We start from the raw sequence: 15,723 nt of genomic DNA on the forward strand, positions 1-15,723 counted from the left end.
ATGAACTATCTAAATGCTTTCGAAAACGGAAAAGAAAAGCTTATGAGAGCCGGAGTAGACGAGTATGCACTTGATGCCCGGCTCCTTTTAGAATGTGTATGTTCTACTGACCACAGTACGCTCCTTGCCCACCCGGATAAAGAGCTTACGGAGGAAGAAGAGTCTTTATATACCTCTTACTTAGACAGAAGAGCAAACAGAGAGCCTGTTGCCTATATCCTTGGCAAATGGGATTTTATGGGACTAGAGTTTACGGTAAACAATAACGTCCTTATCCCTGAGCAGGACAGCGAGTTTTTGGTTGAGGAAGCTCTAAGGCACTGCGAAGACGGTATGAAGGTCCTTGACCTGTGTACGGGTTCGGGCTGTATCGGTCTTAGTATCCTTAACTACACTAATGGAACAAGTGCGCACTGTACTGACATTTCAGAGGCTGCTCTTTTAGTGGCAAAAGAAAATGCGGATAGCCTTGGGTTATCCGACAGGTGTGAATTTGAGCAGACAGATCTTTTCCCTAAAAAGAATGACAGATTTGATATTGTGGTATCAAATCCGCCATATATAGCAACTAAAGTTATTGACAGCCTTGCACCTGAAGTTAAGGACCATGAGCCGCGCCTTGCACTGGACGGAGATGAGGACGGCCTTTTATTCTACAGAAGGATTGCCGATAAGGCGGGAGAGTATCTCTTCTCCAGCGGATACCTTATACTTGAGATAGGCTATGATCAGGCAGAGGCGGTAACAGGTCTTTTGAAAGATAACGGTAAGTACCACGATATAGAAGTGGTTAAGGATTTCTCCGGAAACGACAGAGTTGTGAAGGCTTGCTTTTATTAGCCGGGCATATTCTGGAAACTGAGACTATGATTGTTATCGGGAGAGATGAATATGTTTGACAGATTAGAAGATATTATCAGAAGATATGAAGATATAACCATGATGCTGGGCGACCCTTCAGTTGTTTCAGATCAGGAGAAATTCAGAAGCCTTATGAAGGAACAGAAGTCCCTCGAGGCTCTGGTTGAATGTTACAAAGAATATAAGGACACCAAGCAGACCATCGAGGATTCACTCATGCTTCTTGATGAAGAGAGTGATCCTGAGATGAAGGAAATGCTGAGGGAGGAGCTCTCAGATGCCAAGGACAAGATCCCTGAGCTTGAGGAGAAGCTTAAGATACTTCTTCTTCCCAAGGATCCTAATGATGAGAAGAACGTTATCGTTGAGATAAGAGCAGGTGTCGGTGGAGATGAGGCTGCGCTGTTTGCTGCCGATATGTTTAGGCTCTATACAAGATACGCCGAGAGACGTGCCTGGAAGATCGAGACCATGAGCGTAGAAGATATAGGTATCGGTGGCATCAAGACCGTCAGCTTCATGATAAAGGGTGACGGTGCATACTCAAGACTTAAGTTTGAGAGCGGTGTTCACAGAGTTCAGAGAATTCCTACGACAGAGTCAGGCGGAAGAATCCATACCTCAGCTATAACTGTGGCAATCATGCCCGAAGTTGAGGACGTTGAAGTCGAGATCGATATGAATGACTGTAAGTTCGATGTCTTCAGGGCTTCAGGAAATGGTGGACAGTGTGTAAATACCACGGATTCAGCTGTTAGACTTACTCACCTTCCTACAGGTATTGTAATTTCCTGCCAGGATGAGAAGAGCCAGCAGCAGAATAAAGCCAAGGCCTTAAAGGTGCTCAGGGCCAAGCTCTATGAGATGGAGCAGGAGAGAAAACACAATGATGAGGCGCAGCTGCGTAAGAGCCAGGTTGGAAGCGGAGACAGGTCAGAAAAGATAAGAACCTACAACTTCCACCAGGGAAGAGTAACTGACCACAGGATCGGACTTACTCTTTACAAGATAGATCAGATCATGGACGGAGATCTGGACGAGATCATTGACAGCCTTATCGCTGCGGATCAGGCAGAGAAGCTTGCCTCAGTGGAAGAATAATTAAAATTACATAAAAATGAGCCTTTTCGTTGATGTGAAAAACCAAATGTTGTAAAATTATTATATGTTACATCGTATGTTTGTCATTATGACTACACGTATGGAGGCATATGGACGCTGGATTTAAGACAGAACTAATTGAATGGGGCGTTGACTGGAACGAGATATTGGACCGATTCATGGGCAATGAGGACCTCATTGCCAAGTTCATGTTCAAGTTTTTAAATGACCAGAGCATGAATGACCTTACGAAGTATTTAGATGAAGGTAACGTTTCAGAGGCATTTAAAGCGGTTCATACCCTTAAGGGCGTAGGAGCTAACCTGGGACTTAAAGGGTTCCTGACTCCGGTATGTGAGCTGACGGAGATATTAAGAGCCGGTTCCATGGATGGTTATCAGGAAAAGTACGACCAGATAAAGCCGAAGTATGATGCACTGATAGGTATTTTGCAAAAGTATCAGGCATAAAAAAAGCAGATCATAGAAGATCTGCCTCAATACCGTTTGATTCTAAAAAGCTTGGGATGTATTCGTCCCAGGCTTTTTCTGCGCTTTTATCCAGAGTGAAAATGTTGTAGCTTACGCCTGTGGTGATGATAACCTCGCCCTGGGAGAACCTCAGATTTATGCCAAGAGATATCTGATCCGGAGAGATATCCATATCAGCATTTTGTAGGAGAGCGAGTTTATCAGAATCGCTAAGGTGTAATATGAACTTGAAACCAAGTGGCGTCTGCTTGCCCTTTATAAGGCTAAGAGCGATGGGGCGGATCTTGGCCCAATTTGAAAACTCATTATTCAGAGCTACTTCAGCTTCTTCTGAGTCTTTGTAGAATTCCTTATGAATCCTTCCATCTATCGTAAAGGTATTAAAGGTATCTATGGTGACTTCTTCCACAAGAAAGCTGTCAAACAGCTCAGTTGTCAGAAGTTTGGCCATGAAGTTTTTCTGCTGCTTAATCTTTAGTGCTATCAAATCTTTTTAAATCCCCCAAAAGAATTAACTATTTAAGTTCCCGCTTTCCTTGGCATATTGCCTTGCCTTGCTTATTGCTTTTCTGTAAGTAAAGGAAACAGGAAGAGTCATGTCGTTGTCCATGGTGACCTTACCAAAGGACGTCTTTTTTACATGGTTGACATTTACAAGTCCGTTGTCATTTACAGGGCAGATCTGCGGGAAGATATTGCACTGATCATAGAAATTGACTATGTCATCGAGAACGCAGGCTACGCGGTTTCCTGTGAGATGAACTTCAAGCTCGGAGCGGACTCTTTTGACACAGATGATATCGTCCCCATGGGCATAGATGGTCTCATCCTTGCCACGAAGTTCTATGGAAGGCTCGCCGTTTACAGCAAGCTCTGCAATCTTATCAACGATGGCAGTGATCTCAGCCACTTTGATAGGCTTTTCAAGAAACATGATGTTAGAAGCTGTGATGCCTTCTTTTTCCACAAGGGCTTTGTAGTCGATGGTGGAAGAGCACATTATGATGGGACTCTCGATACCTGCATAGAGAAGCATCTTCAGGATATTAAAGCCGTTGCACTCATCATCGTGCATATCGACAAAAAGACCCTGATACATCTGAGGATTCTGCATGAAGGCCTCAACGTTACCAAAGGAATCAATCCAGATCCTCTCTCCGGTCTCCTTAAAATATCTGTCGGACTGGCGCCCCAAAAGGCGCTCTGTCTGCTTTCTGTCAGCTATATTGTCATCACAAACGGCTATATGCATAGGATACCTCTTTTACATAAAGTTAAATTCTATCGGACTAAAATAAAGAAGAACTACAAGTGCAATCTGTAATATAAGTATTATAGGCATTCCAAAGAGAAAATACCAATGCTTGGTCTTGTGCCTGAAAAGGTGCATGCCTAGGATGCTTCCGATACTTCCTCCAAGAATTGCGATAGCAAAAAGGGTCGCTTCCGGGATACGAAAGGCGCTGCGTATTGCGCGCCTTTTGTCGATTCCCATGAAAGCGAACCCTAAGATGTTAAGTATTAGCAGATATATTCCAAGAATAAAGATGGTCTTCATTAATTATTTGTTCTTTTCAACTTCCTGCATCTTCATAGCACGAACCTTGCATGATAAGCCAAAGAGATTGATGAAGCCCTCTGCATCGTGGTGGTCGTAAAGATCACCTGTCTTGAAGGAAGCAATGCTCTCGTTGTAGAGAGAGTAAGGTGACTTTGTACCAGCCTTGATGATGTTGCCCTTGTAGAGCTTGAATGTAACTTCTCCGGTTACATACTTCTGAGTTGACTCAATGAATGCCTGCTCGGCCTCGCGAAGAGGAGTGAACCATTTCCCTTCATATACTAGATCGGCAAATTTGTTGCCCATATCTTTCTTCATTGTATAGGTATCGCGGTCCAAAATCAACTCTTCAAGCTGCTGATGAGCCTCATAGAGAATGGTTCCGCCGGGTGTCTCGTATACGCCGCGGGACTTCATTCCAACTACACGGTTCTCAACGATATCTACGATACCGATGCCGTTCTCACCGCCAAGCTTATTGAGGGTGCGGATGATATCGGAGACCTTCATCTCTTTTCCGTTAACTGACTTGGGAACTCCGCCCTCGAAAGTCATGGTAACGGTTGTAGGTGTATCGGGTGCATCCTCAGGTGTCTTACCAAGAACGAGGAGATGCTTGTAGTTAGGCTCGAGTGAAGGATCCTCAAGCTCAAGCCCCTCGTGAGAGATATGCCAGAGGTTTCTGTCACGGCTGTAGCTGGAGTCTGCAGAGAATGGAAGATTGATGCCGTGAGCCTTGCAGTATGCAATCTCAGATTCACGTGAATCCATTGTCCACTTATCATTTCTCCATGCAGCGATTATCTTGATGTCAGGAGCAAGAGCCTTGATACCAAGCTCGAAACGGATCTGGTCGTTACCCTTACCTGTAGCACCGTGGCAGATTGCAACAGCGCCTTCTTTTCTTGCAATCTCAACAAGCTTCTTGGCGATCAGTGGACGAGCCATTGATGTACCAAGCAGGTACTTGTTCTCGTAAACAGCGTGAGCCATTACGCAGGGAACGATATATTCATCACAGAATTCATCTACAACGTCAAGGATGTAGAGTTTGCTGGCTCCACAGCTGATAGCTCTTTCCTCAAGACCGTCAAGTTCCTCTTCCTGTCCGCAGTCGATGCAGACACAAACAACTTCGTAATCAAAGTTCTCTTTAAGCCACGGGATGATAGCAGTAGTATCAAGTCCGCCTGAGTATGCGAGAATAACCTTTTCTTTTGCCATTGAAACACTCCTCAACTTTCTTCGTATGTTATAATTATTGTTGCTCGTTGGATATAAATATAAACCCTCGATGCATAAAATGCAACACTAAATTGCATAAATATTTAAAAATCTTTCCTTTTCTGCATAAATATTTAAATTTCTATTGCATTATTCATGTATGGGTCGTATACTTAAAAAAGTTTATACATATATGAGAGGTGAAAACCATTATGATCAAAGTAGGAATTATCGGTGCTACAGGCTACGCGGGAGCTGAAATCGTAAGACTTATCCAGGGGCATCCCGATGCAGAGGTTGTGTGGTACGGATCCAGAAGTTTTATCGATGAGAAGTACAGTAATATATATGGAAACTTCTTTAAACTGGTTGATGCAAAGTGCATGGACGACAACATGGAAGAGCTTGCATCACAGGTGGATGTCATCTTCACGGCGACTCCACAGGGACTGTGCGCATCACTTGTTAATGAAGATATTCTTAATAAAGTAAAGATAATCGATCTCTCAGCAGACTTCAGATTAAAAGATGTTTCTGTATATGAGAAGTGGTACAAGATAGAACACAAGGCACCTCAATATATAGAAGAAGCAGTTTACGGACTCTGTGAGATCAACAGAGATAAGGTAAAGAGTGCAAGACTTGTTGCAAATCCCGGATGCTATACCACCTGCTCAATCCTTACAGCTTATCCTCTTGTCAAGGAAGGTCTTATAGATGTAGATACACTTATCGTCGATGCTCTCTCTGGAGTGTCCGGAGCAGGAAGAGGAGCCAAGGTTGCAAACCTCTACTGTGAAGTCAATGAATCTGCCAAGCCCTACGGAGTTGCAACTCACAGACATACTCCTGAGATCGAGGAGCAGCTTGGCTACGCAGCGGGAAAAGAGATGGTGATAAACTTTACACCACATCTTGTTCCAATGAACAGAGGAATCCTAGCTACAGAATACGCTACTCTTATAAAGAAGGACGGCAAGCTTCCTACTGCTTCAGATATAAGAGCTGCATATGAGAAGTATTATAAGGATGAGAAATTCATAAGGCTCTTAGATGATGGTGTATGTCCCGAGACCAGATGGGTAGAGGGCAGCAACTTTGTAGATATCGGCTTTAAGATCGATGAGAGAACCGGAAGAGTTATCATGATGGGAGCAATTGATAACCTGGTAAAGGGAGCAGCAGGACAGGCGGTTCAGAACATGAACATCATGTTCGGCCTTGATGAGGCAAAGGGCCTTGAGCTTGTTCCCAGTTTCCCGTAATTACTGACAAATCTGGGGAGAAAACTGATATGGTTCGCAAGATGACAATAGAAGACTATGACAAGGTGTATGCGCTGTGGATGTCCATTCATGGATTCGGTATAAGGACCATGGATGATTCCAGGGAGGGAATCGAGAAATTTATCAAAAGAAATCCCGATACCAGCGCAGTGTATGAGAAGGACGGAAAAATAGTCGGTGCTATTTTATGTGGCAATGACGGAAGACGAGCATGTTTTTACCATGTATGCGTAAGTGAGGAGTACAGAAAGCACGGCATTGGAAGGAAAATGGTTGAGTTCTGCTGCGAGCAGCTGCGGAAAGAGGGTATCAACAAGGTCTGCCTTAACGCCTTTGTCACCAATGAAGTAGGGAACAAGTTCTGGCAGAAGATGGGCTGGACCCTTAGAGATGATATGAACTATTACGACTTTGTACTTAATGACAGCAATCTTACAGTATTTAATAAATGAGGAGGCATTATGAAGGTAACAGAAGGCGGAGTAACAGCAGCAAAGGGCTTTAGTGCGACAAGCTGCGAAGCCGGTATCAAGTATAAGAACAGAACGGATATGGCCTTTGTCTTTTCCAAAACGCCATGTACCAGCGCAGGTACATTTACATCAAACGTGGTAAAGGCAGCCTGTGTTCAGTGGGATCAGAAGATTGTATATTCCGGTGAGCCAATGCACGGAGTTGTCATCAACTCAGGAATTGCAAATGCCTGCACGGGAAAAGAGGGCTTTGATGCCTGCGAAGCAACAGCAAAGGCTGTAGAGAAGGCCTTAGGAGTTCCATATTCATCAGTTGCTGTGGCATCTACCGGTGTTATCGGTATGCAGCTTCCGGTTGAAAAATTAGTGGCCGGAGTTGAAGCTATGAGCAAGACCTTAGATGATAGCATAAGCGCCGGAACAGCAGCCTCCAAGGCTATCATGACTACAGATACCGTCAACAAAGAGGTGGCAGTTACTTTTGAAATTGACGGGAAAGAGATAACTCTTGGTGGAATGAGCAAGGGCTCAGGTATGATCCATCCCAACATGTGCACTATGCTTGCTTTCCTTACAACAGATTTGAGTATTGAGAAATCTCTTTTGCAGGAAGCAGTTTCAGAGGTGGTAAAAGACTCTTTTAACATGATAACCGTTGACGGAGATACCTCAACAAACGATACACTTCTGGTTATGGCTAACGGCGAAGCAGGCAATGAGACTATTAAGGATAAATCAGATAACTACAATACCTTTAAGGAAGCGCTTAGCTTTGTATGCACTTTCCTTGCCAAGAAGATGGCAGCAGACGGCGAGGGAGCAAGTAAGCTCTTTGAAGCAAAGGTAGTAAATGCAAAGTCCAAGGAGGATGCAAGAACACTTTCAAGAGCGATTGTTGGATCAAACCTTTCAAAGGCAGCTATTTTCGGATGCGATGCCAACTTTGGAAGATTCCTTTGCGCCATGGGTTATTCCGGAGCAGACTTTGATCAGAATGATGTGGAGCTGTTCTTTGAGAGCACAAACGGAAGATTGAAGGTATTTGATAAGGGAACACCTATTGTATTTGATGAGGATGAAGCACTTAAGATTATGAAGGCAGATGCAGTAACAGTATTTGTCGATATGCATGAGGGAAGCGAAGAGGCTACAGCCTGGGGATGCGATCTCACATACGACTATGTCAAGATAAATGCAGATTACAGAAGCTAAAGGAGAGAGTCATGGATCAGGGGATGCAGGATGTACTTAAGAAAGCGGAGGTGCTGGTAGAAGCGCTTCCATATATTCAGAAATTCAACAGGAAGATCATAGTTGTTAAATACGGCGGAAGCGCCATGAGCAACGAAGAGCTGCAAAAGAATGTAATAACAGATGTTACTCTTTTAAAACTGGTTGGATTTAAGCCAATCATCGTTCACGGCGGCGGAAAGGCCATCAGCTCCTGGGTGTCAAAGGTCGGCAAAGAGGCTGAATTTGTAAACGGACTCAGGGTTACAGATTCAGAGACCATGGAGATTGCCGAGATGGTTCTTGGAAGAGTCAATAAGCAGCTTGTGACCATGGTTCAGGAGCTGGGCGTCAAGGCTATCGGTATAAGTGGTAAGGATTCAGGTCTCCTTCACGTTACCAAGAAGTATTCCGATGGCAAGGACATCGGATATGTGGGCGAAATTGACAGCGTAGATCCCAAGGTTTTATATGACCTTCTCGACAACGACTATCTGCCTATCGTTGCACCTATCGGACTTGATGATAACTTCGATACCTACAATATAAATGCCGATGATGCTGCATGTGCCATTGCCAAGGCAGTGGGAGCTGACAAGCTGGCATTCCTTACAGATATTGAGGGAGTTTATAAGGATATCAAGGATCCGGAGTCCTTTATCTCAAGACTTACCTGCTCTGAGGCAGATGCTCTTATCGCCAGCGGTAATATCGGCGGAGGCATGCTTCCAAAGCTTGGCAACTGTACAGATGCAGTTAGAGGCGGCGTTAACAGAGTGCATATCCTTGATGGAAGAATTCCTCATTGTCTTCTTCTTGAGATCTTTACCAACAAGGGTATCGGAACCATGTTTATGCCAGACCACGAGAAAACAGCAGCAAATGCTTAATAACAGGAGATATTAAAATGAGTGAGATGATGCAGAAGTACATTGAAGAGGCGGAGAAAGCTCTTTTACACACATATAACAGATATCAGATCGTTTTGGACAAAGGTGACGGAGTTTATCTCTATGACATAGATGGAAAGAAGTATCTGGATTTCGTGTCGGGTATTGCTGTATTTGCCCTTGGCTATAACAACAAAGAGTACAATGATGCGCTCAAAAACCAGATTGATAAGCTTCTGCACACCTCTAATTACTATTACAATGTTCCGGCAATTGAGGCTGCCAAGAAGATAAAAGAAGTATCCGGAATGGACAGGGTATTCTTTACAAACAGCGGAGCAGAGGCTATTGAGGGTGCTTTGAAGGCTGCAAGGAAGTATGCTTTCCTTAAGGATGGCAAAAATGATCATGAGATCATCGCCATGAATCATTCCTTCCACGGAAGAACCTTCGGTGCTCTTTCAGTAACAGGAAATCCTCATTACAGAGAGGCCTTTGAGCCTATGATCGGCAATATCAAGTTCGCTGATCTGAATGACTTTGACTCAGTTCTTAAGTGCGTAAGTGACAAGACCTGCGCTATAATCCTTGAGACCGTTCAGGGAGAGGGCGGAATATATCCGGCAACCGAAGAGTTTTTGACCAAGGTAAGAGCTCTTTGCGACGAAAAAGACATCCTTCTTATCCTGGACGAGATCCAGTGCGGAATGGGAAGAACAGGATATATGTTTGCATGGCAGAAGTACGGAATAAAGCCTGACATCATGACAACTGCCAAAGCCCTTGGCTGCGGAGTACCGGTTGGAGCATTCCTCATGACTGAAAAAGTAGGTCAGAACTCACTGGTTGCAGGAGACCACGGAACCACTTATGGTGGCAATCCTTTTGCCTGCGCTGCCATAAACAAAGTCCTTGATTTATTTAAGCAGGACAATATAATAGAGAATGTGAATGAGGTGGCTCCTTATTTGGAGAAGCGCCTTGATGAGCTTAAGGATAAGTATGACTTTATTACAGACAGGCGTGGAGCCGGTCTTATGCAGGGACTGGTATTTAACAGACCTGTCGGTGAAGTTATCAATAAGGCACTTGAGAAGGGACTTATCCTTATAAATGCGGGAGCAGAGATAATCAGATTTGTTCCTCCGCTGGTTATAACTAAGGAGAATGTAGATGACATGATCGAGATATTGGATTCATGTCTGGAGTCTTTATGAGAATTAGAATTAGAATAATATCAATAATACTTGTTGCCTGCGCACTGCTGGGCACTTACGTTTACGCCCGCTCTGACAGGAGCATATTTGAGGATTATTCTCTTTTTGCAAGAAATAAAACTACCGTGAGGCTGTGGTATACGGATGATACCCTGACTCCATATCTCCAGAGTAAGGCTGTTGCCTACTCTGAGTCTAACAGCAAGGTTCGAATCGAGCCTGTGCTTGTTTCTGGTCTTGAATACCTGGAGGCCATCAACAAGGCCTCCGTGGATGAAGACAATTACCCGGATCTGTATATAATAACAAATGATTCTCTCGAGAAGGCCTATTTAGCAGGCCTTGCAACAGAGATTGAAGGTGGAGATGAATTCCTTTCAAAGGGAATTTTCCCTGAAGCTGCTATTGATTCCGTTACCTATAAAGGGAAAAAGATAGCATATCCCTTCTACTTTGAGACCAGCTCTCTTATCTACAACAAGACCTATCTTGAGAACATGGCTGTTGAAACCATGCAGACAGAGATAGATACTGCTGAGGGAGAGGCTGCCCAGGAAGAGACTGAAAAAGCTGAGGAAGAAGGAGAACTCTCAGAAGAAGACGAGGTTACATCAGAGGATGTAAACCCTGAGATCACTCAGGGCATGATCGATGAAGTTGTTGCTGAGAGCCTTCCTCTTAATATCTCTGATATCCTGAAGTTTGCCGAGAGTTACAATGCTCCGGAGCAGGTTGAGGCGGTGTTCCAGTGGGACGTTACCGATATTTTCTACAATTACTTCTTCGTTGGTAATTACATGAACGTTGGCGGACAGGCAGGAGATGATGTCAGCCAGATCGATATTTATAATACAGACACTATCAGCTGCATGAAGATTTACCAGCAGCTTAATCAGTTCTTTGCTATCGATGCCGATTCAATTGACTATGACAAGGTGGTTCAGGACTTTATCGATGGTAAGGTTGTATTTACCATTGCTACTACAGATATCATCAAGAAGATTGACGATGCCAAGGCATCAGGTGAGTGCAATTTTGAGTTTGCAGTAGCTGATATGCCGGGACTTACAGCAGATTTCGGGTCAAGAACCATGTCAGTGACAGACTGTATCGTTGTGAACGGTCTTTCCGAAAATGCAGAAGAGGCCAATGAAGTAGCAAGATTCTTATGCTCTGACAATTCCGGAGATATCTACAAACTTGGAGGAAAGGTTGCAGCTCATTACGGCGTTAAGTATGACAATCCCAATCTTGCAACCTTTGTAGGCGTTTATGCCGATTCGGTTCCAATGCCCAAGACAATTGAGACCAGCAACCTCTGGATGGAGCTTGAGATCGCATTTACCAAGATCTGGAACGGAGAGGACTGTAATTCAACGCTCAAAAACGTCAGCGAGAGCATTATGACTCAGGTTACAGGTACTCCTTATACTGCAGAGGCACTTCCTGATCCCGATGATGATGCAATTACTGCCGGACTTACAGAAGATAGTGAAGATAATGATTGAATTATTTCTTTCAATCGCATAGAATAAATAAGCATGGTGGGGTCCTCTTATTTAGGAGGAAACATGCGAAAATTATTACCAATATCAGCACTTATGCTGATGTTTCTGACCGGATGCACATCTGCAAGCAAAGAGATAATCTTATCCGATAACACTGCTAATAATACCTTGGAAGCTGAGGCTTTTAGCTCGCAGGAAGATTCCGGAAAAGAGATAGAAACACCGGAGACTTTAGATGAAGAGATTCCTGTTAGTGTTGTGGTATATGTCTGTGGAGCAGTGGTAAATCCCGGAGTATATGAGCTTTCTGAAGGAAGCAGGATCGATGATGCAGTTACCGCTGCCGGCGGTTTTTCTGAGGATGCCGACAGGACTTATGTCAATCTGGCCGCCAGGATAAGTGACGGCTCTAAGCTGCAGATACCGACAATATCAGAGACGTCTGATGAAGCTGTTGCAAAAGGCATAGATTCTTTTGACATAGAAGATAACGGTTCTAAGTCCGGTGCATCAGCTGGAGGCGGCCTTATCAATATCAATACCGCTTCGCAAACGGAACTGGCTACGCTTCCTGGAATCGGAGAGGGAATAGCCGGCAAGATAATAAAATACAGAGACGAGAACGGCTCTTTTAAAAGTATCGAAGATATCATGAAGGTATCAGGGATCAAGGATAAGCTGTTCTCTAAGATAAAAGATCAAATAACTGTCTGATTTATAGGAATGGTGAAGAAATGAGCAAGAAAGCGCTTGTAGGAGACGACGAAAAGGCAATTGTAAAGGGAATAAAGTTCTCTCTGGAGCAGGACGACATTGTTGTTGACTGTGCATATGACGGACAGGAAGCCCTTGATAAGGCTAAGGCCGGCAATTATGATATTATCCTTCTCGACGTAATGCTTCCTAAGCTCACAGGTTTTGAGGTTTGCCAGCAGATAAGGGAATTTTCTGATGTTCCCATTATCATGCTCACAGCCAAGGGCGACGACATGGACAAGATCCTTGGTCTTGAGTACGGCGCAGACGATTACATTACAAAGCCTTTCAACATCCTCGAGGTTAAGGCCAGGATCAAAGCTATTATCCGCAGAACAGGAAGAACTGCCGACACCAATCAGGTTATGACCTTTGGCGACCTTAAGCTCAACGAAGAGTACAGAAGAGTATTTGTGGGAGACAGAGAGATCAATGTTACCAGCAGAGAGTATGAGCTGCTGGAGCTTTTGGCATCCACTCCCGGTAAGACCTATACCAGAGAAGAACTTCTTGAGACCATCTGGGGAACAGATTATCCAGGTGATGAGAGAACAGTGGATGTTCATATCAGAAGACTTCGTGAGAAGCTTGAGTCTAACCCAAGCGAGCCTAGATACGTAAGAACTAAGTGGGGCGCAGGATATTACTTCCAGGCATAACTTATGGATAAAAGTAAGTTTAAATTCAGAGACATTCTTAAGAGTCTAAGAGTGCGATTCTTCATAATTGTATTTATAACGGGGCTTGTTTCATGCCTCGTTATGCATTCTGTCATTCTGACCAGTTATGAGGACCGTGCTGTCAATGTAAGATCGACCGAGGTACAGACACAGCTGCGAATTCTCGCCAATCACCTCATTGTTTCCAACTACCTTCTTGATACATCATCAGAAGTAATTAATGCCGAGCTGGATATGCTTGCCAATCTTTATGATGGCCGTGTTATCGTTATCAACGATGATCTTAAGGTGGTAAAAGACACTTATAACATAAGTCAGGGCAAGACCATCATCTCAGAAGAGGTGGTAAACTGCCTAAAGACCGGATCCAAGGGAACGGTTTCAAAGTATGACCAGGCCAACGGATATATTGAAATTGTTACTCCCATCATTGAGAGTGATCTCATTCAGGAGGAGGATGTATCTGCGATTGGTAAGAGCAGTGAAGTGGTGCGTGGAGTTCTTTTGACCAGTGTATCTACCGACACGATAGCAACTACGCTTAATATCCTAAGCAGAAGAGCCCAGAGTCTTGAGGTTGTTATAATCCTATTCATCCTTGCATTTGCTGCCTGGGTATCGCATACGCTGCTAAAACCCTTCGATAGAATTACCGCAGCCATCAATGATGTTAAGGCAGGTTATACGGATGAGCCTATTACCGGACCTAACTACCTTGAGACAGAACAGATCATCAAGGCTTTCAATGCGCTCCTTAAGCGAATGAAGGTTTTGGATGACTCAAGGCAGGAGTTTGTGTCCAACGTCTCTCATGAGCTTAAGACTCCTATTACCTCCATGAAGGTTCTGGCAGATTCGCTTCTTGCCCAGGAGGATGTTCCCAATGAGGTTTACAGGGAGTTCATGACAGATATCGGTGCCGAGATCGACAGAGAGGATAAGATCATCAACGACCTTTTGTCCCTGGTCAAGATGGACAAGAAGGCATCGGGACTTACCATTACCTCAGTAGATGTTGTGAGCCTCACAGAGGTGATCCTTAAGAGACTTAGACCTATAGCCAGAAGACACAATATTGAACTCACACTTGAGAGTAAAAGAGCTATCGTAGCGGAGATAGACGAAGTTAAGATATCACTCGCTATCATGAATCTTGTTGAAAATGCTATCAAATACAACAGGGACGAGGGTTGGGTTAAGGTTGAGCTTGATGCTGATCATCAGAATTTCTATGTCAAAGTTATGGATTCGGGCTACGGTATTCCCGAGGAATCCCTTGACCATATTTATGAGAGATTTTACAGGGTCGATAAGTCAAGATCACGTGAGATTGGCGGAACCGGACTTGGCCTGTCAATAGCAAGGAACGCGGTTCTGATGCACAGGGGAAGTATCGATGTGCAGAGTAAACTGGATGAAGGAACAACCTTTACAATATCAATTCCGCTTACAGCTGCGACTGTTAATACTACGGCAAAATAACAATTGGATTGTCATATGAAGAGAATTATTTTTTTGAAAAACAGAATAACATGTGCTGTCCTTATTGTGTGTATGGCAGTTTTAATGGCGGGATGTGGCAGAAAAGAAGCAGTCGATCCGGATAGCTTCAAGCTCTTTTACGTCAATAACAGTGAGACCGGTATTGTAGCAGTAAACTATGATATTAAAAGCTCTCTGCAGGATACGGATGCAGTAATTCGTGAACTGATTGGACAGCTTGGCACAATGCCCGAAAGACTTCAGTACGAAGCTCCGCTGACGGGAGAAGTAACACTTCTTGGGTATTCTTTAAACGATAAGGTTCTGACCCTTAATTTTGATATCAAGTATGCAGATATCGGAAGAACTGTGGAGATCCTGGACAGAGCGGCAATTGTAAGAACCTTTACGCAGCTTGATGAGATTGAGTATGTATCCTTCCAGGTAGAGGGAACGCCTCTAGCTGACCACTATGGCAATATTATCGGCAATATGTCAGCGGATACATTTATCTTTAATGTCGGAAATGAGATCAACACCTATGAGAGGGTTGAGCTTAAGCTCTATTTTGCAAATGAAGCAGGAGATAGGCTGGTTCCGGTTTATCGCTCTGTAGTTTATAACAGTAATATTTCCATGGAGAGACTGGCTGTAGAGCAGATAATCACAGGCCCCAAGACTGATATCTGTTATCCGACCATATCCAAGGACACCAAGATCAACAGCGTTAACGTTAAAGACGGTGTCTGTTATGTTGATTTTGATTCTTCTTTTTTGACAGAGCCTTATAACGTAACTGCTGAGGTTGCTATTTATTCTCTGGTAAACAGCATCGTAGAGCTTACTAACGTAAATAAGGTTGCTTTCTCTGTAAACGGAGAAGCTAATTTTACATTTATGGATTTCTCAATTACAGGACCATACGAGAGAAATCTTGATCTTATGGAATAAAGATTATTTGTT

General features: G+C 43.8%; 17 protein-coding genes. 13 read left to right on the forward strand and 4 right to left on the reverse strand.

The genetic code is table 11. The annotated features are described in order from the left end of the window. From prmC to G633_RS16870, 3 genes are all read left to right on the forward strand, one after another. Window positions 1-840, forward strand: coding sequence for a peptide chain release factor N(5)-glutamine methyltransferase (prmC, locus tag G633_RS0100270; RefSeq protein ID WP_026518744.1), 840 nt, complete (start codon window positions 1-3; stop codon window positions 838-840). Between the two features lie 51 nt (window positions 841-891). Then, window positions 892-1,962, forward strand: a complete 1,071-nt coding sequence (gene prfA, locus G633_RS0100275; RefSeq protein ID WP_026518745.1) for a peptide chain release factor 1 — start codon at window positions 892-894, stop codon at window positions 1,960-1,962. A 110-nt stretch (window positions 1,963-2,072) separates the two neighbouring features. After that, complete coding sequence (locus tag G633_RS16870) at window positions 2,073-2,432, forward strand: Hpt domain-containing protein (protein ID WP_022767385.1); 360 nt, start codon at window positions 2,073-2,075, stop codon at window positions 2,430-2,432. Window positions 2,433-2,442: 10 nt separating this feature from the next. Here the strand turns inward: G633_RS16870 and G633_RS0100285 are convergent, their stop codons facing one another. Genes G633_RS0100285 through G633_RS0100300 form a run of 4 tightly spaced genes read right to left on the reverse strand, consistent with a single transcriptional unit; the run spans window position 2,443 to window position 5,238 of the window. Further along, entirely contained in the window at window positions 2,443-2,940 is a 498-nt protein-coding gene (locus tag G633_RS0100285; RefSeq protein ID WP_026518746.1) for a DUF5721 family protein, read from the reverse strand. Window positions 2,941-2,964: 24 nt separating this feature from the next. Continuing rightward, the gene (locus tag G633_RS0100290) at window positions 2,965-3,705 is read right to left on the reverse strand and encodes a LytR/AlgR family response regulator transcription factor (RefSeq protein WP_026518747.1); all 741 of its coding nucleotides are present in this window, start codon (window positions 3,703-3,705) and stop codon (window positions 2,965-2,967) included. A 12-nt stretch (window positions 3,706-3,717) separates the two neighbouring features. Next, window positions 3,718-4,011, reverse strand: coding sequence for a DUF1294 domain-containing protein (locus G633_RS0100295; protein ID WP_022767382.1), 294 nt, complete (start codon window positions 4,009-4,011; stop codon window positions 3,718-3,720). A 3-nt stretch (window positions 4,012-4,014) separates the two neighbouring features. Next, complete coding sequence (locus tag G633_RS0100300; RefSeq protein ID WP_026518748.1) at window positions 4,015-5,238, reverse strand: argininosuccinate synthase; 1,224 nt, start codon at window positions 5,236-5,238, stop codon at window positions 4,015-4,017. Between the two features lie 212 nt (window positions 5,239-5,450). Here G633_RS0100300 and argC point away from each other — a divergent pair, with 212 nt between their 5' ends. The 10 genes from argC to G633_RS0100350 all read left to right on the forward strand — a co-directional run bounded on the left by argC (window position 5,451) and on the right by G633_RS0100350 (window position 15,711). Continuing rightward, window positions 5,451-6,503 carry an N-acetyl-gamma-glutamyl-phosphate reductase gene (gene argC / locus G633_RS0100305; RefSeq protein WP_026518749.1) on the forward strand — a complete coding sequence of 351 codons (1,053 nt, stop codon included), beginning with the start codon at window positions 5,451-5,453 and terminating at the stop codon, window positions 6,501-6,503. Between the two features lie 29 nt (window positions 6,504-6,532). Continuing rightward, window positions 6,533-6,976 (forward strand): GNAT family N-acetyltransferase, encoded by a 444-nt coding sequence (locus tag G633_RS0100310; RefSeq protein ID WP_026518750.1) that lies wholly within the window; start codon window positions 6,533-6,535, stop codon window positions 6,974-6,976. 9 nt (window positions 6,977-6,985) lie between these two features. Then, window positions 6,986-8,209, forward strand: coding sequence for a bifunctional glutamate N-acetyltransferase/amino-acid acetyltransferase ArgJ (gene argJ, locus G633_RS0100315; protein ID WP_026518751.1), 1,224 nt, complete (start codon window positions 6,986-6,988; stop codon window positions 8,207-8,209). Window positions 8,210-8,220: 11 nt separating this feature from the next. After that, entirely contained in the window at window positions 8,221-9,117 is an 897-nt protein-coding gene (gene argB, locus G633_RS0100320) for an acetylglutamate kinase (RefSeq protein ID WP_022767377.1), read from the forward strand. Between the two features lie 17 nt (window positions 9,118-9,134). Then, complete coding sequence (locus G633_RS0100325; RefSeq protein ID WP_330363311.1) at window positions 9,135-10,334, forward strand: aspartate aminotransferase family protein; 1,200 nt, start codon at window positions 9,135-9,137, stop codon at window positions 10,332-10,334. Further along, window positions 10,331-11,842, forward strand: a complete 1,512-nt coding sequence (locus tag G633_RS0100330; RefSeq protein ID WP_026518753.1) for a sugar ABC transporter substrate-binding protein — start codon at window positions 10,331-10,333, stop codon at window positions 11,840-11,842. Before G633_RS0100325 ends, G633_RS0100330 begins: the two co-directional genes overlap by 4 nt. Before the next feature lie 63 nt (window positions 11,843-11,905). After that, window positions 11,906-12,556, forward strand: a complete 651-nt coding sequence (locus tag G633_RS0100335) for a helix-hairpin-helix domain-containing protein (protein WP_026512332.1) — start codon at window positions 11,906-11,908, stop codon at window positions 12,554-12,556. Between the two features lie 20 nt (window positions 12,557-12,576). Next, a complete protein-coding gene (locus tag G633_RS0100340; protein ID WP_026518754.1) occupies window positions 12,577-13,257 on the forward strand; it encodes a response regulator transcription factor in 681 nt (226 codons plus the stop codon). A gap of 3 nt (window positions 13,258-13,260) precedes the next feature. Then, window positions 13,261-14,760: a sensor histidine kinase gene (locus G633_RS0100345; protein WP_022767372.1), complete on the forward strand. Its 1,500-nt coding sequence runs from the start codon at window positions 13,261-13,263 to the stop codon at window positions 14,758-14,760. A 72-nt stretch (window positions 14,761-14,832) separates the two neighbouring features. After that, on the forward strand, window positions 14,833-15,711 hold the full coding sequence (locus G633_RS0100350; protein ID WP_196804205.1) for a GerMN domain-containing protein: 879 nt from the start codon (window positions 14,833-14,835) through the stop codon (window positions 15,709-15,711). The last annotated feature ends 12 nt before the right edge of the window (window positions 15,712-15,723 follow it).

The organism is Butyrivibrio sp. FCS006 (assembly GCF_000424525.1).
In the GTDB taxonomy this organism is placed as follows: Bacteria; Bacillota; Clostridia; order Lachnospirales; family Lachnospiraceae; genus Butyrivibrio.